The organism is Rheinheimera sp. MMS21-TC3 (genome assembly GCF_032229285.1).
Lineage (GTDB): Bacteria > Pseudomonadota > Gammaproteobacteria > Enterobacterales > Alteromonadaceae > Alishewanella.
Genome location: NZ_CP135084.1, coordinates 2,423,191 through 2,448,489, shown reverse-complemented (window position 1 = coordinate 2,448,489; position 25,299 = coordinate 2,423,191). Strand labels below are relative to the sequence as shown.

Sequence of the window (25,299 nt, the reverse complement as noted above, 5' to 3'; positions counted from 1 at the left end):
ATGACAACTTCATCAACAAAAGTCTTGCCATGGATTTTTACCTTTTTAAAACCTTTTTGGCTTAAGGTTATAGCCGCCCTTGTTTTTTTAGCTATAGGATCTTTAAGCTGGCTAGCCTTAGGCCAAGGCGTAAAAATGTTAGTTGACCAAGGCTTTGCTCAAGGTAATGCAAGCCAGCTCAATTATGTTACTGGCTTTATTTTATTGTTATGTTTAGTGGCGTCAGTGGCCACTTTTGCTCGGTTTTATTTAATGACTTGGTTGGGCGAGCGGGTAAGTGCCAATATCCGCAATACCGTGTATCAGAATATGTTAAAACTATCGCCTGCCTTTTATAGCGAAATGCGCACCGGAGAAATTATCTCGCGTTTTACCGCTGACACCACCTTATTACAAAGTGTGGTTGGCTCTAGTTTATCTATGGCCTTGCGCTCTAGTGTTACTATTGTCGGTGGTTTAATTATGATGGCACTAACTAGCGTAAAAATGACACTGTTAGTCTTGATTGCGGTGCCCTTAGTCTTATTACCAATTTTTATGTTAGGTAAAAAGGTACGGCTTTTAGCCCGCGCCAGTCAAGATAGGCTGGCAGATGTTGGTGCTTATGTTGATGAAAGCATACATGAAATACATACCGTACAGTCATACACCCACGAACAGCATGATATACAGCGTTTTGGCCAGCGCATAGAGCAAGTTATGCAAGCTGCCAGCGGCCGTATTTTTTACCGCGCCTTGTTAATTGCTATGGTAATGATGCTAAGTATAGGCGCTATGGTGCTAGTAAGTTGGGCTGGCGCTCATGATGTTATGGCCGATAAAATGACCCCGGGCGAGTTAACGGCTTTTATGTTTTATGCTGTTATGGTGGCAGGAGGCGCGGCGACCATAAGCGAAGTAATAGGTGATATTCAGCGAGCAGCTGGTGCGGCTGAACGCTTAATTGAATTAGCAGAAATGCCAGTTGATATTCAATCGGCTGAAATAACCGTACCTTTACCACAGCCAATTACCGGTGCTATTGAGTTAAAGCAATTAAGTTTTGCTTACCCTAATACAGATGACAAGCTAGTGCTACAGCAATTACAGCTGGCTATTAAACCAGGCGAGCGCATTGCCATAGTTGGCCCAAGCGGTGCCGGTAAAACCACTTTATTTCAATTGTTGCAGCGGTTTTATCAGCCCAGTCAAGGCGCTATTTACTTAGATGGTGTGGATATTAACCAGCTTGAGTTAGCGCAACTACGCCAGCAATTTGCCTTAGTGCCACAAGATGCCGTTATATTTGCTGACAATGTGTTAGAAAATGTGCGTTATGGTCGACCAGAAGCGACTGAGCAAGAAGTGGTGCAAGCTTGTATTGCCGCCCGTGCCGATGGCTTTATTAACGAATTAAGTGCAGGTTATCAAACCCAATTAGGCGAGCGCGGGGTTAAGTTATCTGGTGGGCAAAGGCAGCGAATTGCTATTGCTAGAGCTATTTTAGCCGACCGGCCAGTATTATTGCTAGATGAAGCCACCAGTGCCTTAGATGCCTTAAGCGAGCAGCAAGTTCAGTTGGCGCTAGAGCACTTAATGCAAAATAAAACCAGCTTAATTATTGCTCACCGTTTGGCAACAGTGGTTAATGCTGATCGGATTATTTTATTAGATAACGGCCGTATTATTGCCAGTGGTACCCATCATCAACTAATAGAGCAAAGCCCGCTGTATAGCGAGTTAGCTAAGCTGCAGCTTTTGCATTAACAACTAGCACTAACAAAAAAGCCTGCTAAAAATTAGCAGGCTTTTTTAGTGTTTAGTGTTTAGTGTTTAGTGTTTAGTGTTTAGTGTTTAGTGCACTGCAGCTTATTGGCAACCACCACAGCAAACACCGCCTTCGCCATGGGCTTTGGCTTTAGGTTGCACAAACAAAATTTCATTTTCTAATAAAATATGCTGCATTAAATCTTGTCTTAATTCTTCAAGGCCAATATACAGCGCGGTCCAAGTGTTACACGCACCCGCTGGTAAAGTAATATCATTAGTGAGTTTGCATAAAATTTCTAGCGCATCACCATGCTGAATATGCTCTTCTTCCATTACGCTAATTGGGCCTGATGGATAAATACCACCTGCTAGCATAGGAAATAAGATTTGCTCTTCTTTCATCATATGGCTTTCTAGTTCTTGATACATTTGCTCTAAATGTTCGGTTAAACCGTTAGGGCAATTAGGGTCCATACCGTGAACATGCTCAACCCGACGGGCTAAACGGGTTAACTCAGGTAGCTGCTGTCTATGACGTTCGTGAAAGCGTGTAACTACATGTTCAATTAACTCTTTAACTGGTTTTTCTTTCCAGTTTACATGATCAGTTGTTTGTTGTTGTAAGGCAGTTAATGCTGTAACAACATCGTGTTCGTTTAGTTCACGTTTAGCTAAGGCTTCACGTAAACTTAGTTGGCCACCACAACAAAAGTCTAATTTGAATTGATGAAATACGGCCGTTGCTCCAGCAACAGATGTGGCAATGCTACCCAAAGATTGATCTAATAATGACATACTGACTCCTAGCTAAGTAATAAATAAAACTTGTTATATAGCTGTATAGAGCAAGAGTTAGGCCAAAACTACCACCATTGATTTATATGGTTTTATTTAACGCTATGGTATATTGAACCCATATTGAGCTAGGTTTAAATAACCATAAAAGGGTAATAATTACCATGCTAGAGCAAAGCCTTATTGCTGATTTAGTAACAGACTTACCGGCTGCGGTGCGTTTGCAGCGTTTAGTTAGCACCTTACGAAGTCATTTTCATTGCGGTGCTGTGGGTTTATTAAAGTTAGAGCATGAAATTTTAAAACCCGTGGCCTTGCATGGGCTAGTGCGCGAAGCCCATGGTCGGCGATTTTTAGTGGGCAAGCACCCGCGATTAGCTGCTATTTTAGCTAGTCGTAATCCAGTGAGGTTTGATCCCAGTTCAGAGCTGCCCGATCCTTATGATGGTTTATTAGCCGATCAACCCGGTAAAGCCTTACCAGTACATGATTGCATGGGCACCTCTTTATTTATTGAAGGCCGCTGCTGGGGAGTATTAACCCTAGATGCGCTAGACGGCAATAGCTTTAATCAGGATACGGTTATAGAGTTACAGCGTTATAGCTTATATGTTGAGGCGGCGGTTAGGTTAACTGAGTTAGAGCAAGCCAATAGAGCGCTGCGAACAACGCATCAGGCAAATGAGCCAGTATTCACAGCCAATGATCAGCAATATGAACTCATTGGCCAAAGTAAGCCGCTACAGCAAGTACTGCAAGAGTTAGCAATAGTCGCAAATTCAGACTTGCCGGTTTTATTATTAGGTGAAACTGGGGTAGGTAAAGAGCTATTTGCTAGGCAGTTACATCGTAGCTCTAACCGAGCGAATAAGCCGTTAATATATTTAAATTGTGCGGCTTTACCGGAAAGCTTGGCAGAAAGCGAGTTATTTGGCCACACTAAAGGGGCTTTTTCAGGTGCCAATAGCGAACGTGCTGGCCGCTTTGAAGCTGCCGATGGCGGCACCTTATTTTTAGATGAAGTAGGGGAGTTACCCTTAGCTGTGCAAGCTAAATTATTGCGAGTATTACAAAACGGTGAAATTCAACGTTTAGGCTCAGATGAATCAAGAACCGTCAATGTACGCTTAGTTGCCGCAACCAATCGAGATTTAAAGCAGCAAGTAAAAAGCGGTGAATTCAGAGCTGATTTATATCATAGGTTGTCGGTTTATCCGTTACCTATACCGCCATTAAGAGAACGCAGAGACGATATACCTTTACTCGCAGGACACTTTTTAGAGTTAAATAGTCGTCGCTTAGGCTTGCGTGCTTTACGTTTAGAGCCACAAGCTGAGCTAGCATTATTAAGTTATAACTGGCCGGGTAATGTGCGCGAGCTAGAGCATGTTATTAGCCGCGCTGCAATTAAAGCGCTAAGTCATGGTGCTTCACGTAATGATATTGTCACTATTGCTTCTGAGTTATTAGATATAGAAGCCAGCTCAGCGTTAATGGGTGAACATGAGTTAATTCATAAACAAGTCGTGGCAGGTGTGTCATTAAAGCAAGCAGTTAATCAATTACAACGCCAGATGATAGAGCAAGCCTTAGTTAACTCTGCAGGTAGTTGGTCACAGGCAGCACGGCAGCTAGAAATAGATGCCAGTAATCTGCATAAGTTAGCCCAACGTTTAGGAATGAAATAATGTTGCGCTTTATGGGAGTGCTGTTTTGGCGTTTTTTGGCCATTATCAGCTTATTATTAGGCCTAATAGGTATGGTATTGCCGGTGATGCCTACAGTGCCATTTATATTAGTCAGTGCTTGGGCGGGCGGTAAAGGCTGGCCGGCATTAGAGCGCTGGTTATTAGCTCAGCCTCATCTTGGGCCTGCCATAATAAAGTGGCGTCAATACGGTATAGTGCCCAGAAAAGCTAAATACTTATCTATAGGTATGATGTCTATAAGTGGCATTGTATTACAATTTTCAGCGGCTATTTTCTGGGTAAAAATAGCTGTACCTTTAATTATGTTAACCGTCGCTATTTGGATCTGGCTGCGACCAGAGCAGATACCTGAGCAACTGGCAGAGAAAAACAATGACAACGCCTCTTAACAAAAAAGAACTAAAGCAAATAACCCCTGAACAAGCTATGCGCTATAGTCGTCATCTTATGCTGCCGGCCATGGACTTTCGCGGTCAAGAAGCTTTATTAGCCAGCAAAGTACTGGTTATCGGCATGGGTGGCTTAGGCTGTGCGGCGGCCCCTTACTTAGTTGCTAGCGGCGTTGGTGCTATTACTTTGGTGGATGATGACAGTATTGATAGCAGCAATTTACAGCGGCAAATTTTGTATCGTGAAACGGATATTGGTTTAGCTAAAGTACAGCAAGCAGCAACCCAGCTGAGACAGTTAAATAGTGAAATACAAATTGATACTCTGACGCAGCGTTTAACGGCAGAAGATTTAGCCCAACTGATCCCGCAGTATTCATTAGTATTAGATTGCACCGATAACTTAAGTACTCGTAACGCCATTAATGCTGGCTGCGTTAAGGCAAAGGTGCCCTTGGTATCTGGTGCGGCTATTCGTTTTGAAGGTCAAGTGGCCAGCTTTAGCATGCAGGGCGATCAAGCCTGTTACCATTGTTTAAGCCAGCTATTTGGCGAGCAGCAATTAAGTTGCATGGAAGCCGGCATTTTATCGCCTGTAGTTGGCATTGTCGGCACTATGCAAGCGCTTGAAGCGGTGAAAATTTTAGCCAAAGTGGGCCAGCCTTTATTTGGTAAACTGCAGTTATTTGATGCTATGTATAGCCAATGGCAGCAGTTTACTTTAACTAAAGATCCGCATTGCTTGGTCTGCTCTTTGCTTTAAGGCTGGTCATGGGGTGTTAATCGCTTGTCGCTAGCCCTAAGTGTTTGGTACGTACCAGCTGCATTAATTTATAAGCATCGTTTAGGTTGCAGCTTTCATGTTCGCGTTTTTTATAGCCAAGTGACGTTAACTCTAAATGCCAAGTGGGTACCACATCAACAGTGGCTAAGGTTTGCTTTACACAATTAAGCGCACAACCATCTACGGCTAAAATAGGCCGGCCAGATTTAGCCACTTTAACCAACTGCTTCACTTTACCGCCAACACCAGCAATGCAAGACATTTGGGCAGAACCTTCTCTGTCTAGCACTACGGCTAAATCATTGGCTAGTTGCGCAACATTAGAACAGCCTGAGCAGGCGTAAACTAAAGGTTTATCTTTATAATTTGTGGTCATTGGCTTGGCTCCTATAAGGTTACAACAAAGTAAGTTGTAACCTTAAGTCTAGAGCGCAATTAAAATATCGATTTGATATATATCAAACTACAGTTAGGCAAGCGCCGATCTACCCCTAAAGAGTAAATCGGCTTGGAGTTGTATTGTAGCAAAATGCCTTATTAACCTGGGCGACCATCTGGACGCGGGGTAGTTAATACTGGGAAGTAGACAATAACATAGAGCAAATAAGCGACACACCAAGCAGCCACACCCAACATTAACCAATGTGTTGTTTCAAGCGGCCAAATTGAGATCAGCAGTGTTCTACTGACTGCCGCAGCAATAACTAAAATAAAGGCAACGGACATTATGGCTTTGGGTTTTAATACTCGGCCACTATGACCTAAAGAAACGCGTGCCATCATACTTAAGATCATAGAGCCCATAGCCCCAGCAGTTAAAGCATGTAAAGCAACACTATTAGTAATGGGCAAACCGGCGTAACGGGCGCTATATAAGGCTAAGCCGATTGGAATAAACCAATAGGCAATATGCAATGACCATAATAAAGGCACTTTAGCGGTGATCCATATTTTCCAGCGCGCGCAGCGAATAGCAATGGCTAAGGCGCTAACAGCAAATAAGGCACTCATAGCATAAGTAGGAATATAACTTGTTAAGGTAAAAAAGTGGACGATAAATATTAACCAAAGTGAGCCTAAAGCAATACGATCTAACCAGACTATAGGCTCGGCTTTTTTAGTTTGAGTGCCGTTAGCAGTAAACATAGGCAATACTCTGCCACCGACTATGGTCATTAATAAAGTGACTAACCAAACCGCATTTTGACTGCCCAGCTGCTGTAAATCATAGCGATGATAAGCAACACCTATGTACATTAATAAGTTACATATAGTCAGTAGCGCTAACACAGGAATAAAAAACAAATTGCGCTGTTGGCCGGTTTGAATAAGCGGTTTGGCTAATAAAAAAGCACAAACAGGTAAAAAACTAAGATCAATAGCTGCGACTAATACTAAGGGTAAAGACTGGCCAAATAATAAGACTAAGCGGCCGGCTAACCATAATAAGGTAATAAACAATAAGGTTTTGCCATGAGGGGCGCGCAGGCCAGTCCAGTTTTGCACTGCGGTTAATAAAAAACCAATAATAATAGCTACAACAAAGCCAAAGATCATTTCGTGTTTATGCCAAAATAACACATCAGCAAAGGGGGCTAGGTGAATATGACCCGCTAAGACAAGCCCCCACAGCAACATAGCAATAACGCTAAAAGCCCCACCTAATAAAAACATGGGTCTAAATGCTTGCCGTAGTAACGGCGTCAGTTTTTGCTCTGTAGCCAGATCACTAATTTGCATTTTTATTCATCCTGTAAAAAGTTATTTTCACGCGCTAATTGTAGTCGCTGCTGAAATTGTGCTGCTTGGTTTGCAAAAAACATTGTCACCATACACAGTGCAAGCACACCATATAAAATCATAAAGCAGCCAGTAACAATGCCTAGTACATCTTGAGCTACACCAAATAAAATTGGCAAGGTACAACCGCCCAAAGCACCAATAGCGGCAACAAAGCCCCCCGCTGCGCCCATTTGGGTTGGGTAATAATCATAAAGCACTTTATAAACACTAGCTCGGCCAAAACCTTGGGCAACGCCAATAACAAAAATTAAAGCAGTAAACCACCACAGGTTAACTGAGATTTTTATAGTAACGTCTTTTTCTATACCATGAATAAGCATGGTAGTAGGTGGATAGCTTAAAAAGAATAAGCAGACAATACAGACCCAAAATACAGTCCAGTTTACCGCTCTACCACCATATCTATCGGCAAACCAGCCGCCAACCGCACGCATAATAGATGAACTGGCAACAAAAAATAAAGTAAAGGCCATGGCTTGCTGCGCCGTTAATTCATAGGCCTGCATATAATATTGTGGCAGCCATAATAAAAGTGCTAAAAAGCTACCAAAAACAAAGTAATAATACAGTGAAAATCGCCAAAGTCTGGACTGAGCACTTAACTTGCGTAATGACATTGGTTTTTGTTTAGTACTGGCAGACTGCTGTACATTAGGTGCCATGGCCAGCAATATTATTAATAAACTTAGCCCTAGGGCATAGATGGGGCCTATCCAGCGCCAATCTAAAAAGTGCAGTATTAGCGGAATTAACACAAAGTTAATGGCAACGCCTACATTACCAACGCCAAAAATACCTAAAGCTCGGCCTTGTTGCGCTGTGCTAAACCAATCAGATACATAACGAGTGCCAATGCTAAATGATGCACCGCTAACACCAAACCAAAGCCCTAGCCATAAATAACCTTGAAAGTTATTAATATAAGGCAAAAGTAGTAATGGGGGTAATACCAATAACATGAGCGCTATCCACAGCTTTCGGCTGTTATAGCGATCAGCCAGTAAACCTACAGGGATACGCAATAAGGCGCCAGATAATATTGGCGCAGCTAATAAAACCCCGTACTGCGTTGCTGTTAATTTTAGCTGTTGCTGCAGGTTTAAGCCCATAACGGCATAAAGGGTCCAAATTGAAAAACAACCAGCAAAGGCTAGCGTGGCAATAATTAAAGCTTTATTTGCATTAACCCGTTTTACTTGCATGTTATTACCCGTTAGTAAGCCATAGCTTTAGTTTACTCAGTGCAATTAATTTTGCAGCGGTTACTAGGGTGTACCTCTGATGCGCTAAAAATGCACATCATTTTTTGCCAACTACTCCTATAGAGGTAGTTGCTGCAAAGCTAGCAGCGGATGGCAGGGATAAGTTACTACTTAAAAGGGGTTAGAGCTAGAGTTGCTGCAGGCTTGAGCATTATTTTGTCTTGTTTTAAATCAAAGATTTTGTCGGGTTTGATCCTTACAATGAGTAAGGTTAATTAGTAAATCCCTTGGAGGGGTAATATGTCAGAGCCGTCATATTCAGCACAAAACAGTAGCAAATTAAGGATCCTTAATTTTGCTGATCAAAAAATAAAAATGCTGCACTTAGCGTGGTTTGCATTCTTTCTAACCTTTGTTATGTGGTTTGCTCATGCTCCTTTGCTTATTCATATCAAAGAGGCGTTAGCCTTAAGTGATGCTCAGGTTAAAGCCTTATTAATTCTTAACGTCGCCATAACCATTCCGGCTCGTATCATTGTCGGTATGATGGTGGACCGTTATGGGCCTCGTATTGTTTATTCCTTAGTACTATTTATATCTGCCATGCTGTGTATTGGCTTTGCTTTTGCTCAAACCTATAACATGCTGGCCATAATGCGATTTTTATTAGGTTTTGTCGGCGCCGGTTTTGTAATTGGTATTCGTATGGTAGGTGAGTGGTTTCCGCATAATCAGGTTGGCACAGCAGAAGGCATTTATGGTGGCTGGGGTAACTTTGGTTCAGCGGCAGCTGCTATGACTTTACCAGCATTAGCGTTAATGTTTGGTGGTGAAAATGGCTGGCGCTATGCTATTGCTTCAGTGGGTGTTGTCAGTGCTGTTTACGCGTTAATATTTTATAAATTAGTGCGTAATACCCCTAAAGGTTCGGTTTATTTTAAACCGAAAAAAACCGGTGGCATGATGGTTTCAAGCTGGCGCGATCTGTACTTGCTAATTATCATGAATATACCAATGTATTTAGCCCTAGGTATGTTGGCATGGCGTTTATCCCCAGCCGGAGTAGAGTTATTCTCTACGAATATTATGTACGGATTTTGGGGGGTGTTGGTGGTACTGTTTATTGGCCAAACTCAACAAATATGGAGCGTCAACGTAGAGCATTTGCGTGCTGGTGTAGCTGAAGCAGATAAATATAGCTTTAAACAAGTGGGTATTTTAAATGTAGCTTACTTTACTACCTTTGGCTCTGAGCTAGCCGTAGTATCTATGTTACCGCTATATTTTATTGAAACCTTCGAAGGGTTAACTGCCGTTAAAGCTGGCTTATTAGCCTCTGGCTTTGCCTTTATGAACTTAGTGTCGCGGCCTATGGGTGGCTGGATTTCAGATAAGTTTGGCCGTCGCAAAAGTATGGTGATCCTTATTGGTGGCTTAGCTGCAGGTTACTTTTTAATGGGCTTAATGGATAGCCATTGGTGGATACCTTTAGCGGTTCTGGCCACTATGTTATGTAGTTTCTTTGTTCAAGCCGGCGAGGGTGCTGTTTTTGCTATAGTGCCACTGATTAAGCGCAGTATGACTGGGCAAATAGCCGGTATGGCAGGTGCTTATGGTAATGTGGGTGCTGTGGTGTATTTAACAGTGTTAAGTTATGTTGATTATAGTACCTTCTTTTATGTTATAGCCGCTTCTGCGCTAGTAGGATTATTTAGCGTGATGTTTTTAGATGACCCTAAAGGCCATATTACTGAAGTGGGAGAAGACGGCACTGTACATCATATTAGTGTAGGCTAATTGGCAACAGCTTAAGCCGCGGGAGAAGTAAATAAGGTGAGTGAACAACAGCTACAGCTAGCTTACTGTCAACTAAGTAAAGCCGGTATTAAGCCGACAAACGAAGATGCGGTAGCCAGCTATATACCACAAGATGCTCACCTTGTTACTTATAAAGGCGCCTGTTTTGCTTTAGCCGATGGTGTTAGTACGGCTGAAGCCGGCCAGCAAGCCAGTTTGTTGGCAGTACAGCGCTTTACTAAAGATTACCCGCAAACACCAGATAGTTGGTCAGTTTCTTATAGCGCAGAGCAACTATTAAAAACCATTAATGCCCAGCTTTACCAACTTAGCCATGGCTTTAGTCATTCCCATGGTCAAGAGAATAAAGGCTACTTAACTACTTTTACGGCTTTAGTTTTAAAATCACAAACTGCTCACTTTTTTCATGTTGGCGACAGCCGCTTGTATCACTTGCGCGATGGCGTGTTACAGCAGCTAACTCAAGACCATACCACTATCTTATCTGATAAGAGGCAGTTTTTAGGCCGGGCTTTGGGGATGGATGCCAAGGTCTCGGCAGATTATGCCAATATTAGTATTTTGGCTGGCGATAGATTTTTACTGACTAGCGATGGTATTCACGATTTTATTACCGAGCCAAAACTAATTGAGCTGATGCAGCAAGCTGATCTTAAGCAAGCAGTAACAGCCTTGCATGATACCGCTATGGCCTCTGCCTCTAATGATAATTTAAGCGCTGTTTTGGTTGAGGTGTTAAGTATTCCAAAGCAAAGTTTAGATGATTTAAACCAACAATTAACCCGTTTACCTTTTCCACCTGCGCTAGAGCCTGGCATGAAAATAGATGGATATTTGGTACTAAAGGAGTTATTTGCCAGCAGTCGTAGCCATTTATATTTAGTTAAAGATGAGTCTACTGCAACTGAATTAGTGCTTAAATGCCCATCAATCAACTTTGACGATGATCATTTTTATATTGACCGTTTTATACGCGAAGAATGGATTGGCTTGCGGATCCAAAGTGAGCATGTAGTAAAAGTGATTCGCCAAGATAGGCCACGCACGTTTTTATATTATTTAATGGAATATTTACCCGGCCAAAGCTTAGATAAATGGTTTGCCGAGCAGCCGCAACCGTTAAAGCCATCGCTGGCTATTTCATTAGTAAAACAGATAGCTCAAGGTTTACAAGCTTTTCATCAAGTGGGGGCTATTCATCAAGACTTAAAGCCTGGCAATGTTTTACGTTTGCCAGATGGAAAACTTAAGGTGGTCGATTTTGGCTCGGTTTATGTAGCCAGCTTAGCTGAAATTTATAGCCCTATGCAGCAGGATATCGCTTTAGGTACGGCCAGTTATTCTGATCCGCAATATTTACTTGGCCACAACTCAGGTATTCAAGGTGATATTTATGCCTTAGCAACTATTAGCTATGAGCTGTTTACAGGTGGCCAGTTGCCTTACGGCGATGCGGTAGAAGAGTGCAGAACAGCCGCTGATTATGACAAGTTACGCTATCGTTCTGCCAGTCAGTTTAATGCTGTTATCCCAACTTGGTTTGATCGCGCTTTAGAAAAAGGGGTAAGTTTATCGCTAAACCAGCGTTATCAAACCCTGAACCAATTGCTTACCGACCTACAGCAGCCAAACCCAGAGTTTTTGCATCAAGAAGTAAAGCAAGAGCATAAAACCAACCCCTTACTATTTTGGCAGTTGTTGTCGGGGTTTTGGTTTATTACTTTGCTGTTAGTAGTGTGGCTGTTTATATTACGGCGTTAGCTTTTGGGTCGAAAGGGTTTAATCACCGCTTCATTACACACTAAATAAGGCCCTTCCATTAAATCAATGCAGTAAGGTACAGCAGGGAACACCGCATCTAAACACTGGCGAATAGCTTTAGGCTTACCTGGTAAGTTAATGATTAAGCTATCGCCGCGTAATCCTGCTGTTTGCCTAGATAATATGGCAGTGGCAACATATTTTAATGACTCAGCGCGCATAAGCTCACCAAAACCAGGCATCATTCTATCGCACACTGCTTCTGTTGCTTCAGGGGTTAGATCTCGCTTTGCTGGCCCAGTACCGCCGGTAGTGACAATTAAACTACAGTTTTCATCATCAGCTAGTTCGGTTAAAGTTAATTCTATTAAGTTTTTTTCATCAGGAATTAACCGATATACAGGTAGCCACTCACTGGTTAAGTAGTCATTTAAAGTATCAATTATCGCCTGACCAGAGATGTCTTCATATTCACCGGCGCTAGCGCGATCACTCACGGTGACAATGCCAATTTTAGCAATCTGATTAGTCATGTTTGTTCCTGTTTATCCCATCTAAATTTACTGACTTGCCATACCGGCTAATTGCAACCAATAGCCGTTGCTGTCGGTAGCGGCTAAAGCTTGCGGTGCTTGGCCGTTAATATTGGCTTTAAATTTGTCTAGCCAGCTAAAAGTGCCTTCTACTTCGGGGCTTAAGCGTACTATATCCACTAGGCCTTGCATAGTTGGCAGCTGATTAACCAAGTTATAACGATGGCCAGACTGAGTTTGAATGCCGTTAAGAATAAATACTTGGCTGCCATCTTGGCTATTAACTTTACGGCCTTGCGGGTATTTAATGCAGCATAGTTCACATTGATCTTTACTGCGGTTTTCTGAGCGCGCAGTAAAACAGCGACCACTCCAAGCTAAAGGGAGATGACCAAAAGCAAATACTTCGGTAGTAAAACAATCACGAATATCTGTAATAACACTTTGCTGCAAAATGCTGCTTAACCATTGCTGTGATAACTCAACCGGCATAACCCAGCGGTTCATGCCCATGCCAACTAAACGACGCAGGGTATGTTGGTTGTAGCAGTTAATGGCCGCACCAGCAACAAAAGGTAAACTTTGCTCTTGCAGTAACGAAATAGCCCCTACATCATTAGCTTCAATTAAAAACTCACCGTTTTCAATGTACTTACGTAATTCTCTAAGCTCGCTTGGCGCTTCTAATAATGTCATAGTGGACAAACAAACTTGTTTGCCGGCTTCACGTAACATATGGGCTAGCGTCATATAATCTGCTAGCTTAAGTTCACGCCTTTTGCTGCAGACAGTTTCACCAAGATAAACAATATCGATGCTGGAGTCGGCAGCCTGCTGATAAAACTGCTGCATTTGCGCTTTTGGCCAAAAGTATTGCACTGGGCCTAGAGAAAATTTCATTGCATTTATTCCAAAATATCTAATTACTTCCAACTGCGGTGATAAGCACCTAAAGTGGTTTGGCTGCCCTCAGATAAGCTTGCTAACACCTGCTGCCAGTTTTGTTGCACCATAAAGTGATCTGGATCTTGCATAACGTGATCAATAGCCGCGCGCCACACTTGGGTAATTTGTGCCACATAGGCAGGGCTGCGTTGCCGGCCTTCTATTTTTAGCGAGGCTATGCCTTGTTTATATAAATCGGGCAGCAGATCTAAAGTATTTAAGCTAGTGGGTTCTTCTAAAGCATGATAAAGATCGTCGCCAACTTTAAATCGACCTTTACATAAAGTGGGGTAGCCTGCGGTTTCATTAGGCGCAAAGCTATCAATCAAAATGCCGTTTAAACGCGACTCTAAATTGCCGTCGTTTTCATCCCAACGAACAAAGGCTGCAGGTGAACAAGCCCCCGCTGTATTAGGGGATTGGCCTGTCATATACGAGCTTAAGTAGCAGCGGCCTTCAGCCATAATACATAAGCTGCCAAAGGCAAAGACTTCTAAATCAATATCGCAGCTATGGGCTAGGGCACGTACTTGCTGGATAGACAATACGCGTGGCAATACCACTCGGCTGACACCAAATTGGCGATAAAACTCAATGGCAGCGGCATTAGTGGCCGAAGCTTGCACCGATAAATGTCGCTCTACAAAGGGGTAACGTTCAGCGGCATAAGCAAGCACTGCTATATCGGCAATAATTAATACATCTGCACCAGCAGCAACAGCCATATCCACGGTTTGTTGCCAGCGTTGCCAGTTATCTGGATGAGCGAAAGTATTAATAGCAATATGCAGTTTTTTGCCATGCTGATGAACATAGCGTGCAGCTTGCTCTAACTTTGCTTGATCAAAATTTAAGCCGGCAAAATGCCGAGCATTAGTATCATTTTTTAAACCAACATAAACCGCATCTGCACCGTTATCTATAGCGGCTTGCAATGCCGGCATGCTGCCGGCTGGGCATAAAAGCTCCATATTTTCACCTGTACTTAAATCACTGCACTACCTCTGAAAGGTTATGTGCACAGTAAGTTAATTATGGTTTGATTATAGGGCTTAAAAACTAATAAAAGGTGCACTATGTTTGATATTAAAAGAGCTAACCAAAAGGTGGTATCGGTAATACCCTTAATAATGCGGCGGGTTAATCATTATGCGCCAAAAGCAGTACAAGTAAGGGTGTTAAGCTTAGCTTTAAATCAGTTTTTTCAACAAGAATGCCGTAGTGGCGAACTCGACTTTTTACTGAACAAAAGCGTGGTTATTGAAGTGACTGACTATCAGTTAGCTTTTGGTATTAGCTTAGTAGATAAGCGATTACAGGTTAGCTTGCCAGCACAAAAGCAAGATAGCCTAATTAAAGCAAGTTCAGTGGATTTTTTACAAATGATCACAAATCAAGTTGACCCAGATACTTTATTCTTTCGTCGAAAATTAGTCATATTAGGTGATACAGAGCTAGGGCTAGAGTGTAAAAACCTGTTAGATAGTATTGGCTTAGAGCGCTTGCCCAAACCAATTATTGAAGGCTTACACTGGTTAACTGCTCATCAAGTAGCAGAACAGCTTTGATAACGCAGAGAAAACTGAGCTAGATCAATAACCAAACTGCTATGCGCGCTATATTAGCCTTTAGCAGCAACATTAAGTGAGAGCCGTATAATGCGATGGGATAATAAATTAATTGAAAAATATAATATTAATGGGCCACGTTATACCTCTTACCCAACCGCATTAGCGTTAAATCCAGATTTTGATCTAGCTAATATTGCTAAAGCTATTGAGCAAAGCGGCGCTGAATTAAGCCTGTATATTCATATCCCTTTTTGTCAGAAACTCTGCTTTTATTGTGGCTGTAATAAAGTTATTACCAAGCATCAACATAAAGCGGATATTTACCTTGATAACTTAGCCATAGAAATGGCTATGTACGGCCCGCTATTACAGCAAAAGTTAATTAATCAGCTGCACTTGGGCGGGGGCACACCTACCTTTTTAACTGAAGTCCAGTTAAGCCGATTAATGGCTCTGATCCAGCATTATTTTAAGCTAACAGCTGATGCTGAAATAAGCATTGAAATTGATCCGCGCAGTTGTAGTGACCAAAAGTTAGCCCATTTACGCCAGTTAGGTTTTAATCGTGTCAGTTATGGCGTGCAAGACCTAGACGAAAAAGTACAAATAGCTATTAATAGAGTGCAAGATACAGATCTTATTCGCCGCCAAGTGGCATTGAGTAAGCAGCTTGGTTTTAGCTCAATTAATTTAGATTTAATTTATGGTTTACCCTTTCAGCACAGCGAAAGTTTTAAGCAAACTTTGAAAGAAATTATTAAGCTAAGCCCAGATCGTATTTCTTTATTTAGTTATGCCCACTTGCCCGAGCGCTTTGCCGCCCAGCGCAAGTTAGATAACGACAGCCTACCTACAGCAGCCACTAAACTTGAATTACAGCAGTTAGGGATCAGTGCTTTTGTCGATGCCGGTTATCAGTTTATTGGTATGGACCATTTTGCTAAGCCCAATGATAGCCTAGCTAAAGCCCAGCAAGCGGGTAAGTTGCAGCGTAACTTCCAAGGTTACACCACAGCCGGTCAAGATGCCTTAGTTGGCTTAGGTGTGTCTAGCATTAGCCAAGTTAATGGCGTGCTATGGCAAAACAGTAAAGTAGTAACCGATTATTACAAAGCGCTAGAGCAGGGCACTTATCCTGTTGAACGCGGTTTTAGTTTAAATGCCGACGATAAACTCCGTGCAGCCTTAATTAGCCAGTTAATTTGTCATTTTGAACTAGATATAAACCAATTTAGCGCTAACTGGCAACTAACCGATTTTTGGCACTACTTTGCTGAAGCTAAACAAAAGTTAAGCCCTTTTATTGAAGATGCTTTAGTTGAAGTACACCAAGATAAGCTAGTAGTCACCCAAGCAGGCCGTTTATGGGTACGCAGTATCTGTGCTTGTTTCGATGCCTATTTAAATAAAGGCCAACAGCGTTATTCAAAAGTGGTTTAAATAAAACAGTTTAAAAAGTCTTACTAACATTAAATCACCACCTTTCAAAGCTGGTGATTTAATAGGTTACTTCTTACGCAAAATACTGTAATTACATACATAACCAGATAAACACGTTCTTAGCTTTATTAGACTGACTTTTCCGTACTTGCCGCACCAAAAAATAGCACTGTACCCATAACCTATTGTATATAATCTAAAATCATTGTAATGTCTTAAACATTAAATTTACAAAGACGGAAATATCCGTGTTTAAATACGGATTTTTCCGCCTAATAAGCGTTAGCCCTCAGGAGGAAAAATGAAAATATCTCTTATGGCAGCTGTTTCCGAGAATGGAGTAATTGGCTCTGGATTGGATATACCTTGGCATGTACAAGGCGAGCAGCTCCTATTCAAAGCCATGACTTACAATCAATGGCTTCTAGTTGGTCGTAAAACCTTCGACTCAATGGGTAAACTTCCGAATAGAAAATATGCAGTGGTTACTCGTTCTAAAATTATCTCGAATGACCCTGATGTTGTGTATTTCGCAAGTGTTGAATCGGCATTAGCTTACCTAAACAATGCGACAGCACATATCTTTGTTTCTGGTGGTGGTGAAATATATGAAGCTTTAATCGATCAAGCAGATGTTATCCATCTTTCAGTGATTCACAAGCATATCTCTGGCGATGTGTTTTTTCCTCCAGTTCCACAGGGCTTCAAGCAAACATTTGAGCAAAGTTTCAGTTCAAATATTGATTACACGTACCAAATTTGGGCAAAGGGCTAACAATCTGTTTAAGAGTGATTCGCAACGCGTGGCATTTTTACTATGCGTTGCGTTTAGTGTTTAAGGTGGTATGCGGAGGCTTCGGTATTGCGTTGCTCACACCTTAACAGGGCGTTAGGTGATCAACCCAACAAAGGAATACTGCTTTGCGGAAAGAGCTTAGAGAAAAGATTATTGAAGTATGTGATCTAAAAATAGAGAAGAAGGGCGCGACGGTGGGGTTGTCGTTTTACGCGTTCTTCAAGAATAAAAACGATCAGCCAGAGGTTCTCATGGAAGCGGCTCGGTGGTGGATAGAAACTCACAAATTGGATCACTTCGAAAAAGCGGTAAAGATTAAAGATATGGTTTTAGCCGGTGTCTAGCCTTGCCTTCAAATCACATAACAAACGGCTGTTGTCGCCCCTTCGGGGCTGGGACGGCCTTTCCGCCGCTGCGCGGCTACAAGTCCGCCCCAAAGCCGGGCGTTAGCCATTCGCAAGGAGAAATGCAGTGAAGAATTTCATTTTACATTCAGTGGTATTGATAGCGGGGATATCCATAGGCTATGCCCTTAATTACATTGGCGAAAGTGGTCCTCAGTCAAACAGTCTCGAGCAAAGCGATATTTCCTTTTATGTCTACGAAATAAAGTCTCAGCTATCTGAAGATTTTGACAGCTTTAATGGAAGCGTTGTACGGACATACCAGCTTTCAAACGGGAAAGAGGTTAATGTCAAATTTGATACAGCAATTGATGATGAGACCAAGATGCCAATGGTAAAAGTTTATATTGATGATGAGTCAATCAATATTGACCGTAATGGCACGGCTGTAATCGATAACGTCCTAATCAGTCTGATTGATTTAGATGCATACTCCAAAATAAATAAAGAGTACATCGCCGGTGTAAATAAATAATGGCTAACAATGCGCATCACTCGTGGCCTTCGGCCACTGGGACGTCAAACGCTAACGCGTTTTTCCGCCCGTGTGCTTTGCGTTAGGCAAAACAAGGAGTAAGTAGATGGATCAAATCAAAAATCGAGTAATTGCCGTCATTTTAGGTGTTGCACTAGCTTATGCGTCAATTGCTATTGCAGGCATTGGTGCCGCAGTAGCAATACCGGCTGACATTTTAAAACCGGTTGCACAAGTATCAAGCCTCCTTGCGGTTACGCTGGTCGACTTATTCACTATCGCAGTGCCGTTGGCGGCAGCATTTTTAGTGGTGGCAATCGCCGGTAAGCTGGTAATCAGCAAACCAGATTTCACTTTTTACGCTTTGTTGCTCGCGCCTTTAGTACTCTTACAACTGTATTTTGTTGCGCAATCACAGCCTCAAATGCTCAATACAATCGTTACAACGCTGCCACGCTATTTGTTATTGGCTGTGTGTTTTTATTTTTTAGTCCGCAGCACGCATCGGGCAAATGCCTAACAAGGCCAGTCAGCAACGGCCACTGCGTGCCCTGGACCTCAAACCCGCTGCGCGGTTTTTCGGCCGCTGCTGGCTGCGTTAGAAAGCATCATAGGTATATGTAAATGTTAGAGTTTTTTTTATCAGTTTCTGTTCATGTTGGAATTATTTTTATTATTGTTTTGATTTTAGCGAAATTTAAAAAAGTAACCATAAATTCTAAGTGGGCTGCTATTTCTCTAGCGCTATTTTTCGGCTATTTTGTCGTCTTGTTAATAGGTGGGGAAATCATCCCAATTGATAAAATTATTCATGATTTGAGTTGGAATTGGGGTGGTAAGATAGCAGGAGTCTTTCTATGGATTTTGGTGTTATTTTTACTTATACGTTTTAATCCTAATTTTAAAGCCGCTGATGCTGGATTTACCCTAAAGCAAAAAACGAGCTCTTTTAAGCCTGCATTTATCGCTACTATTTTATTTATAATTTTGCAGTTAATGCTTAGTGCTCTTTTAGGTGATGGACCTGACTATGATATTGAAGAGTTACTATTCCAAGCAACAATGCCTGGGCTAGATGAAGAGCCCATGTTTAGAGGAATTATTTTATACACTTTATCTTTAGCAATAATTTCAAAGAATTATAATGTACTAGGTGCAAAAATTAATGTAGCGGGGCTATTGCTCGTTGTGCTATTTGGCTTGGTTCATGGAATAATTTACAGTACCGGTGAATGGCATTTTTCTTGTATTACTATAATAATTACAGGCGTTTATGGTTTTATTTTGCTGTGGTTAAGAGAAAAAACTGGGAGTTTAATTTTTCCCATAGTCGCTCACAATTTAGTTAACTTTTCAGGTCAATTTGTTTGATTTCTAACAATACGCATCACTCGCTTCCTTCGGTCGCTGGGACGGCAAACCTGCTGGCGCGTTTTTTCGCCCGTGTGCTTCGCGTTAGCCATTCGCAAGGAGAAATGCAGTGAAGAATTTCATTTTACATTCAGTGGTATTGATAGCGGGGATATCCATAGGCTATGCCCTTAATTACATTGGCGAAAGTGGTCCTCAGTCAAACAGTCTCGAGCAAAGCGATATTTCCTTTTATGTCTACGAAATAAAGTCTCAGCTATCTGAAGATTTTGACAGCTTTAATGGAAGCGTTGTACGGACATACCAGCTTTCAAACGGGAAAGAGGTTAATGTCAAATTTGATACAGCAATTGATGATGAGACCAAGATGCCAATGGTAAAAGTTTATATTGATGATGAGTCAATCAATATTGACCGTAATGGCACGGCTGTAATCGATAACGTCCTAATCAGTCTGATTGATTTAGATGCATACTCCAAAATAAATAAAGAGTACATCGCCGGTGTAAATAAATAATGGCTAACAATGCGCATCACTCGTGGCCTTCGGCCACTGGGACGTCAAACGCTAACGCGTTTTTCCGCCCGTGTGCTTTGCGTTAGCTACCTAAATCATTTCACGGAATATAAGGAGATCGAAATGAGTAATTGTAATCAAGAACATCGTCATTGGCCTTTTTTAGAATCACTTCCTCATGACCAAGGTGGCCATGGGCGTCATAAATGCGCTGGCTGTGCCTATGAATTAGGTTACCAAGCCGGAGCTCGTAGAGATGAGCGTCTTCACATAGATTTGGATTCATTGCCTGAAAGTCAAGCGGGTACCGTTCGTCATAGAAGTCCGCACGCTGCCTTTGCTCAAGGTTACTATGACGGGGTTCATTCATCGTATAGCGGTAGCTAACAAGTTGCTAAAGTTCGTTCGTAAACTCACTGGGACAATTAACAGTTGGCTTGGCGCTTCGCGCAAGTTTAGCCAACAGTTAATTGCCCCTTAGCAAAGCGTTATGTTGTTTACTGGATCGCATAAAAATGAAACTAATTAAGAGTATATTTTACGTGTTAATCATCAGCAGCCTATCAGCCTGTTCGATGAAAAGTGTAAAATTGGCGCACGCTAACGACCCAGATTTAATTAAAGTTTGTCGTCATGCATTTATCGACTGGCGTGCAGCATCGCATATGGTTGATTTTTACAATTTTAAATGTGCGCAAAGAGCAATAGAGCAAGGCTACTTATTAGGTGATTCGAACTTATCTTCTAAGGATTTTTCAATACCTGAGGCACCTTCTGGAAAAACCTGGAATGAAGCATTGGCACTCAAAGAGCTAAGTGCTGATCGAATAACCAGGGAAAAGTATGGGTACATTTTGGCAGTTTTGGAAATGAAGTATCGTGCCAAAATTTCAAAAGCAAAATCAGAGCTCGAATCGGGTAAAATAACTAAGGAAGAATTTGATAATATTAAGGAGGAAGCATCAGAGGCATTCTATGGTGTCCCCACAACATAACAAGGCGTTGCAGCGCGACGTCCAAAGCTGTGCGCCTTTTGTGGTCGCTGCGCTTATACCACAAAAGCCACCCAACTTTGGCCGCGGCTGAACGCGGGCGTTATGTTGAAAAAGGAATTTAGATGGTATTTCCATCACTAGAAACTGATCGGCTATTACTTACAGAACTTTGTGTTGATGATGAAGCTGATCTATTCAATTTGTTTTCCAACCCATCTGTGGTCGAATACTACGATTTAGATGTGTTTCGCGAACATAGCCAAGCAGCAAATTTGATTAGTCTTTTTAAATCAAGATATGAGGAGCAGCAAGGTATCAGGTGGGCTATCCGGTTAAAGTCATCAGGTCGATTGATAGGCACCTGCGGCTTTAATTCGTGGAGCAGCAAAATGCGTAATGCCGTTATTGGTTATGATCTGCTGCCTGAGTTTTGGCGGAAAGGGTATTCCTCAGAAGCTGTTCGCGCCATTATTAGTGCTGGATTTGCAGGGATTCTTCCCTGTGGTGAATTGCATCGAGTCCAAGCTGATACAGTTCCAGGCAATCGTGCCTCTGAATCATTGCTGCGTCGGCTTGGATTTAAAGAAGAAGGGCTTCGGCGTGAGTGTGGTTATTGGAAGAATAAGTTTCATGATCTCAAATGTTTCGGTTTGCTCCGTTCAGAGTTCAGTGCAACATAACAATCCGCGTCATTCAGGGCCTGTGGCCCTTGCGACGCTCACAAGTTCGCGCGCATGCGCGGGGCGTTACATTTCACAATCAAGTAAGAAGTAATAATATGGATATCAGAAGAGAAAACGTACTTAAAGCATTGGCTGAAAGATTTTCAACATTCGCGAATGTTGTAACAATTCAAAATAAAGCTGGGTTCAACGACATTAACAAAAGTGCTGAGCGACTTTTTATTGATGTTTTGAATATCGCATACAATCTTCGATTAAGGGATATGAATGCAATACAAGATAATTATCCGGCCATAGATTTGGGTGACTATAGCTCTAGAACTTGTATACAGGTCACATCAGAATCTACTAATCAAAAGTTCAGACGCACGGTTGAAAGATTTAAGGAGAAACAGCTGGATCGAGACTTTGATAAGTTGATTTTTCTGATTATCTCCAATAAAGACTTGTGCACTTTAACAGATAAGGACATTAACACTAGCGTTATAAATCTCAATGATTTGTACAAGGCCATAGCAAACTTGGATGACAGAGATGTGTTCTATATTGATAGCTATTTGGCACAAAACTTAGTTAGTAGGGTTGAGCAATCTGACAGCATTCTGCCGTTAGGACTGATGACAACCTACTCAACACCTAGGCCAAATGCATTAATTTCTTTTTTGGGCCTTGAAGATGAGCCGGAATATACCGAGCAGTTGTTAAATGACCTAAAATCACTCGCACAAATATTATCAAATCTGACTAAACACCAGAGAGAGTACTTATTCTACATCGTTGGGCACGGTCAGTTCGCTCGCAACATTTATGGACGCGCAGATGAAAACAATATCGTTATGCCTACAAGCCAAGTAGGTCAGGCATTCGGAGACTATGGGGTGCAGATATTCCACGTCCTAAAAGCTCAAGATCTATTGTTTGTGAATGATGAGTATGATCCACATGGGGATGATAGATATATCAGTGTTCTTGAGCCTTATTTCAGAGATGAATTAGATGATACAAATCTGTTTTGTGCGCTAAAAAGTTTCTGTAATGGTGACCTTAACAGGCTAAGAAGAATAATTTTGGATTGTGACTTCTCACATCTGCAGTAGTGAAATGTAACAAGGCACTGCTGTCGGACAAATTTTTCGCTACGCTCAAAATTTGCCGCAGAGTGCGGCGTTAGCTATCCAAGGAGGAATATGAAAGTTCTGGAATTGAGATATCTAGATGAGCTATGTGAAGGGATTTTGAAGTGTATTGAGCCGGATAGTGTAGAAATTATGCTCAGGCATCTTTTAGATTTCTATGGTGTATTGAACTACGAAATGTCATATGACCGCTCTTATTGGCGAGCTAGGAAGTGTTGTATTGGCAGAATAGGATATGACAATACTAACGAATTAGGTGCTCCTCCGGCTGAAATAACTAAGGCTGGTAGAATGAACGAGCCTAAGCAGCCGATGCTCTACTTGTCCACAAATCAGTTCTCCGTATTGGAAGAGATAGGTAGCAAAGCTGGTGACATAGTTCACATTATTGCTTACAGACAAAAGATAGAGTCAAAATTAAGATGTGCAATCGTTGGTGAGATTACTAATGTTCATAGATGGGGACGAGCTCAGTCATCCGATCATTTAGGAAACCACTTAAACAGAATAATGAACGAGATGAACTTCGATATCGGTCGAAGCTATGTATACACGGATTCATTTCTGTCTAGCTTGTTGAGAGATAAGGCAGCATCGAAGTCTGACTATCTATATTCAAGAAAGCTATCAAAGCTAATTTTCGAAAAACACCCAAGTATTGATTCGATTGTGTACCCCGGAGTAGCTTTGGAAGGTTCGATGAACTTTGCTGTGAAACCAAACGTGGTCAGTAAAAAGTTCGACATTGGTAGTAATTTTGTTGTTCGTGTCAACAAGAGATACAAGTATGGGATATTTGATTTTGAAATAATAAAGCGAGCAAAGGGCCAGTATTTAGATGGAACAATCGTTTGGCAGGATAGCTAACAATGCGCATCACTCGCTCCCATTGGTCGCTGGGACGCCAACCGCGTTGCGGTCGTCGCCCGTGTGCTAAGCGTTATGCAAAAAGGAGTATGCATTGAAAATTGTGATCGGCCTGCTATCACTAACACTAATTTCTTCGTGTTCAATAGCCAACAGCAAGCCAGATGAACCCGAAAATGATCGACTGATTGCTAGCGCAGCATCCAGTGTTGATACCCGACAGCCGCTGATTGACTGGTATGAGGATGCTAAGACTTCTGGTTTTTCGGGTATGGTTCTTGTAGCTAAAGGTCAAGCGAAGCTGTTTGAGCAAGGCATTGGTTATGCCGACAAGGAAGATAAACGACCTTTTACTGCTGATACTGTTGTCGATATCTTATCTATGACGAAGCAGTTTACTGCAGCAGCCATTCTAAAGCTCGAAGAGCAAGGCGCTCTGTCAGTACATGATACGCTTGAGCAATTCTTCCATAATGTGCCTGCTGAAAAACAAGGTATTACACTGCATCAACTTTTAACTCATACGGCAGGCTTCAAAGCAAACTACAAAGGCGATTACACACCAGCAACCCGTCAACAGCTTGAGCAGCATGCACTTAACTCGCGACTTCGTTCAAGGCCTGGTGAAACCTTTAATTACTCGAACATTGGTTTCAGCTTGCTAGCTCTTGTTATCGAGAAAGCTAGTAATCAAAGCTATGAAGCTTTTTTGCATGAACATCTATTTTTACCTGCAGGTATGAACAATACAGGCTATCGAATTCCTTCATGGAGTGAGCAAGACTTCATTGTTGGTTATCAAAGAGACTCACGTTATCGCCATCATCGATTGCTGGCTGGTGTCGGTTCTGTTTTTGGAAGAAGCGACCGATGGGGAACGCCTCTTGAGCAATCTTGGGCAAAAGATGGACCTTGGTGGTCTCTGCATGGCAATGGTGGCTTACTGTCCACTCTAAATGATCTCCACCTTTGGTACTTGGCTCTTGCAAACAACTCGATTTTGTCTGAAGCTTCAAAAGATAAACTGTATTCTCCGTATGTTGAGGTGACTTCGGGAATATTTTATGGGTATGGCTGGATGGTTAGGGCGAATCAGGCTGGTACGCGAAGAATAATCAATCATGGTGGCGCAAACGATTTCTTTGATATGGATATCTATAATTATGTTGATGACGGTGTGGTTTTAATGTACGTGACTAATACTCCATTACAGCAAAGCTTGATGCCTAAATTATCAAATGTTGTTCGCAAAGAGTATATTCAATGACAAAACTGGGTGATTTTAAATTTTGTCATCCGGTGTTAGTTTTTAACCATGCAAAGAGAGCATAACAATCGCGTTAAATGCGACGCTCGTACCTCGCGCGCTTTACGCGGGCGTTAGCAGGTTTTCGGGTTTTAACGGATTCAGTTTGTAGTTTTATTTTGGCTTTGCTCGTGTTTCGTTTTCTATAGCAGCAAAACCAAGCCATTAAAGTACGCCAGTTTGTGTGTTTAGTGCAATCTTTGTTGGCACAGTGGCGTTGTTCTTTGAGGCTTCGTTTAAACAGTTTTAC

Annotated in this window: 26 protein-coding genes; 19 read left to right on the top strand and 7 right to left on the bottom strand. The window is 41.9% G+C overall.

What is annotated here, in order from left to right; translation table 11 throughout:
- Complete coding sequence (locus tag RDV63_RS11955) at nucleotides 1-1,746, top strand: ABC transporter transmembrane domain-containing protein (protein WP_313909719.1); 1,746 nt, start codon at nucleotides 1-3, stop codon at nucleotides 1,744-1,746.
- A gap of 102 nt (nucleotides 1,747-1,848) precedes the next feature.
- Here the strand turns inward: RDV63_RS11955 and ytfE are convergent, their stop codons facing one another.
- Entirely contained in the window at nucleotides 1,849-2,544 is a 696-nt protein-coding gene (ytfE, locus tag RDV63_RS11950; protein WP_313909718.1) for an iron-sulfur cluster repair protein YtfE, read from the bottom strand.
- Nucleotides 2,545-2,708: 164 nt separating this feature from the next.
- On the opposite strand from ytfE, the gene norR reads away from it, so the two are divergent.
- The 3 genes from norR to moeB are packed head-to-tail and all read left to right on the top strand — an operon-like array spanning nucleotide 2,709 to nucleotide 5,405.
- Nucleotides 2,709-4,232: a nitric oxide reductase transcriptional regulator NorR gene (norR, locus tag RDV63_RS11945; RefSeq protein WP_313909717.1), complete on the top strand. Its 1,524-nt coding sequence runs from the start codon at nucleotides 2,709-2,711 to the stop codon at nucleotides 4,230-4,232.
- Nucleotides 4,232-4,642: a YbaN family protein gene (locus RDV63_RS11940; protein ID WP_313909716.1), complete on the top strand. Its 411-nt coding sequence runs from the start codon at nucleotides 4,232-4,234 to the stop codon at nucleotides 4,640-4,642. The genes norR and RDV63_RS11940 overlap by 1 nt, the downstream gene beginning before the upstream one ends.
- Entirely contained in the window at nucleotides 4,626-5,405 is a 780-nt protein-coding gene (gene moeB, locus RDV63_RS11935; protein ID WP_313909715.1) for a molybdopterin-synthase adenylyltransferase MoeB, read from the top strand. Before RDV63_RS11940 ends, moeB begins: the two co-directional genes overlap by 17 nt.
- Before the next feature lie 16 nt (nucleotides 5,406-5,421).
- Here moeB and RDV63_RS11930 read toward each other — a convergent pair whose 3' ends face one another.
- The 3 genes from RDV63_RS11930 to RDV63_RS11920 all read right to left on the bottom strand — a co-directional run bounded on the left by RDV63_RS11930 (nucleotide 5,422) and on the right by RDV63_RS11920 (nucleotide 8,431).
- Nucleotides 5,422-5,802, bottom strand: coding sequence for a putative zinc-binding protein (locus RDV63_RS11930; protein ID WP_313909714.1), 381 nt, complete (start codon nucleotides 5,800-5,802; stop codon nucleotides 5,422-5,424).
- A 161-nt stretch (nucleotides 5,803-5,963) separates the two neighbouring features.
- Nucleotides 5,964-7,166: an NnrS family protein gene (locus RDV63_RS11925; protein ID WP_313909713.1), complete on the bottom strand. Its 1,203-nt coding sequence runs from the start codon at nucleotides 7,164-7,166 to the stop codon at nucleotides 5,964-5,966.
- Nucleotides 7,167-7,168: 2 nt separating this feature from the next.
- A complete protein-coding gene (locus RDV63_RS11920; protein WP_313909712.1) occupies nucleotides 7,169-8,431 on the bottom strand; it encodes an MFS transporter in 1,263 nt (420 codons plus the stop codon).
- A 300-nt stretch (nucleotides 8,432-8,731) separates the two neighbouring features.
- Here RDV63_RS11920 and RDV63_RS11915 point away from each other — a divergent pair, with 300 nt between their 5' ends.
- Nucleotides 8,732-10,228 carry a NarK family nitrate/nitrite MFS transporter gene (locus RDV63_RS11915; RefSeq protein ID WP_313909711.1) on the top strand — a complete coding sequence of 499 codons (1,497 nt, stop codon included), beginning with the start codon at nucleotides 8,732-8,734 and terminating at the stop codon, nucleotides 10,226-10,228.
- 36 nt (nucleotides 10,229-10,264) lie between these two features.
- A complete protein-coding gene (locus RDV63_RS11910) occupies nucleotides 10,265-12,010 on the top strand; it encodes a bifunctional protein-serine/threonine kinase/phosphatase (protein ID WP_313909710.1) in 1,746 nt (581 codons plus the stop codon).
- On the opposite strand, the gene mog is transcribed toward RDV63_RS11910, so the two are convergent.
- From mog to RDV63_RS11895, 3 genes are read right to left on the bottom strand one after another with little or no spacing between them, the layout of a single operon-like run.
- Nucleotides 12,007-12,543, bottom strand: coding sequence for a molybdopterin adenylyltransferase (gene mog, locus RDV63_RS11905; RefSeq protein ID WP_313909709.1), 537 nt, complete (start codon nucleotides 12,541-12,543; stop codon nucleotides 12,007-12,009). The genes RDV63_RS11910 and mog overlap by 4 nt on opposite strands.
- A 27-nt stretch (nucleotides 12,544-12,570) precedes the next feature.
- Complete coding sequence (locus tag RDV63_RS11900) at nucleotides 12,571-13,443, bottom strand: U32 family peptidase (protein WP_313909708.1); 873 nt, start codon at nucleotides 13,441-13,443, stop codon at nucleotides 12,571-12,573.
- A 23-nt stretch (nucleotides 13,444-13,466) separates the two neighbouring features.
- Nucleotides 13,467-14,459 (bottom strand): peptidase U32 family protein, encoded by a 993-nt coding sequence (locus RDV63_RS11895; protein ID WP_313909707.1) that lies wholly within the window; start codon nucleotides 14,457-14,459, stop codon nucleotides 13,467-13,469.
- Nucleotides 14,460-14,564: 105 nt separating this feature from the next.
- On the opposite strand from RDV63_RS11895, the gene RDV63_RS11890 reads away from it, so the two are divergent.
- From RDV63_RS11890 to RDV63_RS11830, 13 genes are all read left to right on the top strand, one after another.
- Complete coding sequence (locus tag RDV63_RS11890) at nucleotides 14,565-15,056, top strand: SCP2 domain-containing protein (RefSeq protein ID WP_313909706.1); 492 nt, start codon at nucleotides 14,565-14,567, stop codon at nucleotides 15,054-15,056.
- A gap of 90 nt (nucleotides 15,057-15,146) precedes the next feature.
- Complete coding sequence (gene hemN, locus RDV63_RS11885; protein WP_313909705.1) at nucleotides 15,147-16,499, top strand: oxygen-independent coproporphyrinogen III oxidase; 1,353 nt, start codon at nucleotides 15,147-15,149, stop codon at nucleotides 16,497-16,499.
- 301 nt (nucleotides 16,500-16,800) lie between these two features.
- Complete coding sequence (gene dfrA6, locus RDV63_RS11880; RefSeq protein ID WP_259429034.1) at nucleotides 16,801-17,274, top strand: trimethoprim-resistant dihydrofolate reductase DfrA6; 474 nt, start codon at nucleotides 16,801-16,803, stop codon at nucleotides 17,272-17,274.
- Between the two features lie 146 nt (nucleotides 17,275-17,420).
- Nucleotides 17,421-17,639 (top strand): DUF6500 family protein, encoded by a 219-nt coding sequence (locus RDV63_RS11875; RefSeq protein WP_313909704.1) that lies wholly within the window; start codon nucleotides 17,421-17,423, stop codon nucleotides 17,637-17,639.
- Between the two features lie 127 nt (nucleotides 17,640-17,766).
- Entirely contained in the window at nucleotides 17,767-18,174 is a 408-nt protein-coding gene (locus RDV63_RS11870) for a hypothetical protein (protein ID WP_313909701.1), read from the top strand.
- A 106-nt stretch (nucleotides 18,175-18,280) separates the two neighbouring features.
- A complete protein-coding gene (locus tag RDV63_RS11865; RefSeq protein ID WP_313909703.1) occupies nucleotides 18,281-18,694 on the top strand; it encodes a hypothetical protein in 414 nt (137 codons plus the stop codon).
- Nucleotides 18,695-18,798: 104 nt separating this feature from the next.
- Nucleotides 18,799-19,545, top strand: a complete 747-nt coding sequence (locus tag RDV63_RS11860) for a type II CAAX prenyl endopeptidase Rce1 family protein (RefSeq protein WP_313909702.1) — start codon at nucleotides 18,799-18,801, stop codon at nucleotides 19,543-19,545.
- Nucleotides 19,546-19,654: 109 nt separating this feature from the next.
- Nucleotides 19,655-20,062 carry a hypothetical protein gene (locus tag RDV63_RS11855; protein ID WP_313909701.1) on the top strand — a complete coding sequence of 136 codons (408 nt, stop codon included), beginning with the start codon at nucleotides 19,655-19,657 and terminating at the stop codon, nucleotides 20,060-20,062.
- A gap of 515 nt (nucleotides 20,063-20,577) precedes the next feature.
- Nucleotides 20,578-21,057, top strand: coding sequence for a hypothetical protein (locus RDV63_RS11850; RefSeq protein ID WP_217667590.1), 480 nt, complete (start codon nucleotides 20,578-20,580; stop codon nucleotides 21,055-21,057).
- 122 nt (nucleotides 21,058-21,179) lie between these two features.
- Nucleotides 21,180-21,737: a GNAT family protein gene (locus tag RDV63_RS11845; protein ID WP_313909700.1), complete on the top strand. Its 558-nt coding sequence runs from the start codon at nucleotides 21,180-21,182 to the stop codon at nucleotides 21,735-21,737.
- Nucleotides 21,738-21,835: 98 nt separating this feature from the next.
- The gene (locus RDV63_RS11840) at nucleotides 21,836-22,837 is read left to right on the top strand and encodes an SMEK domain-containing protein (protein ID WP_313909699.1); all 1,002 of its coding nucleotides are present in this window, start codon (nucleotides 21,836-21,838) and stop codon (nucleotides 22,835-22,837) included.
- Between the two features lie 90 nt (nucleotides 22,838-22,927).
- Nucleotides 22,928-23,743, top strand: a complete 816-nt coding sequence (locus RDV63_RS11835) for a hypothetical protein (RefSeq protein ID WP_313909698.1) — start codon at nucleotides 22,928-22,930, stop codon at nucleotides 23,741-23,743.
- A 103-nt stretch (nucleotides 23,744-23,846) separates the two neighbouring features.
- Entirely contained in the window at nucleotides 23,847-25,010 is a 1,164-nt protein-coding gene (locus tag RDV63_RS11830; RefSeq protein WP_313910415.1) for a serine hydrolase domain-containing protein, read from the top strand.
- Nucleotides 25,011-25,299: the final 289 nt, after the last annotated feature.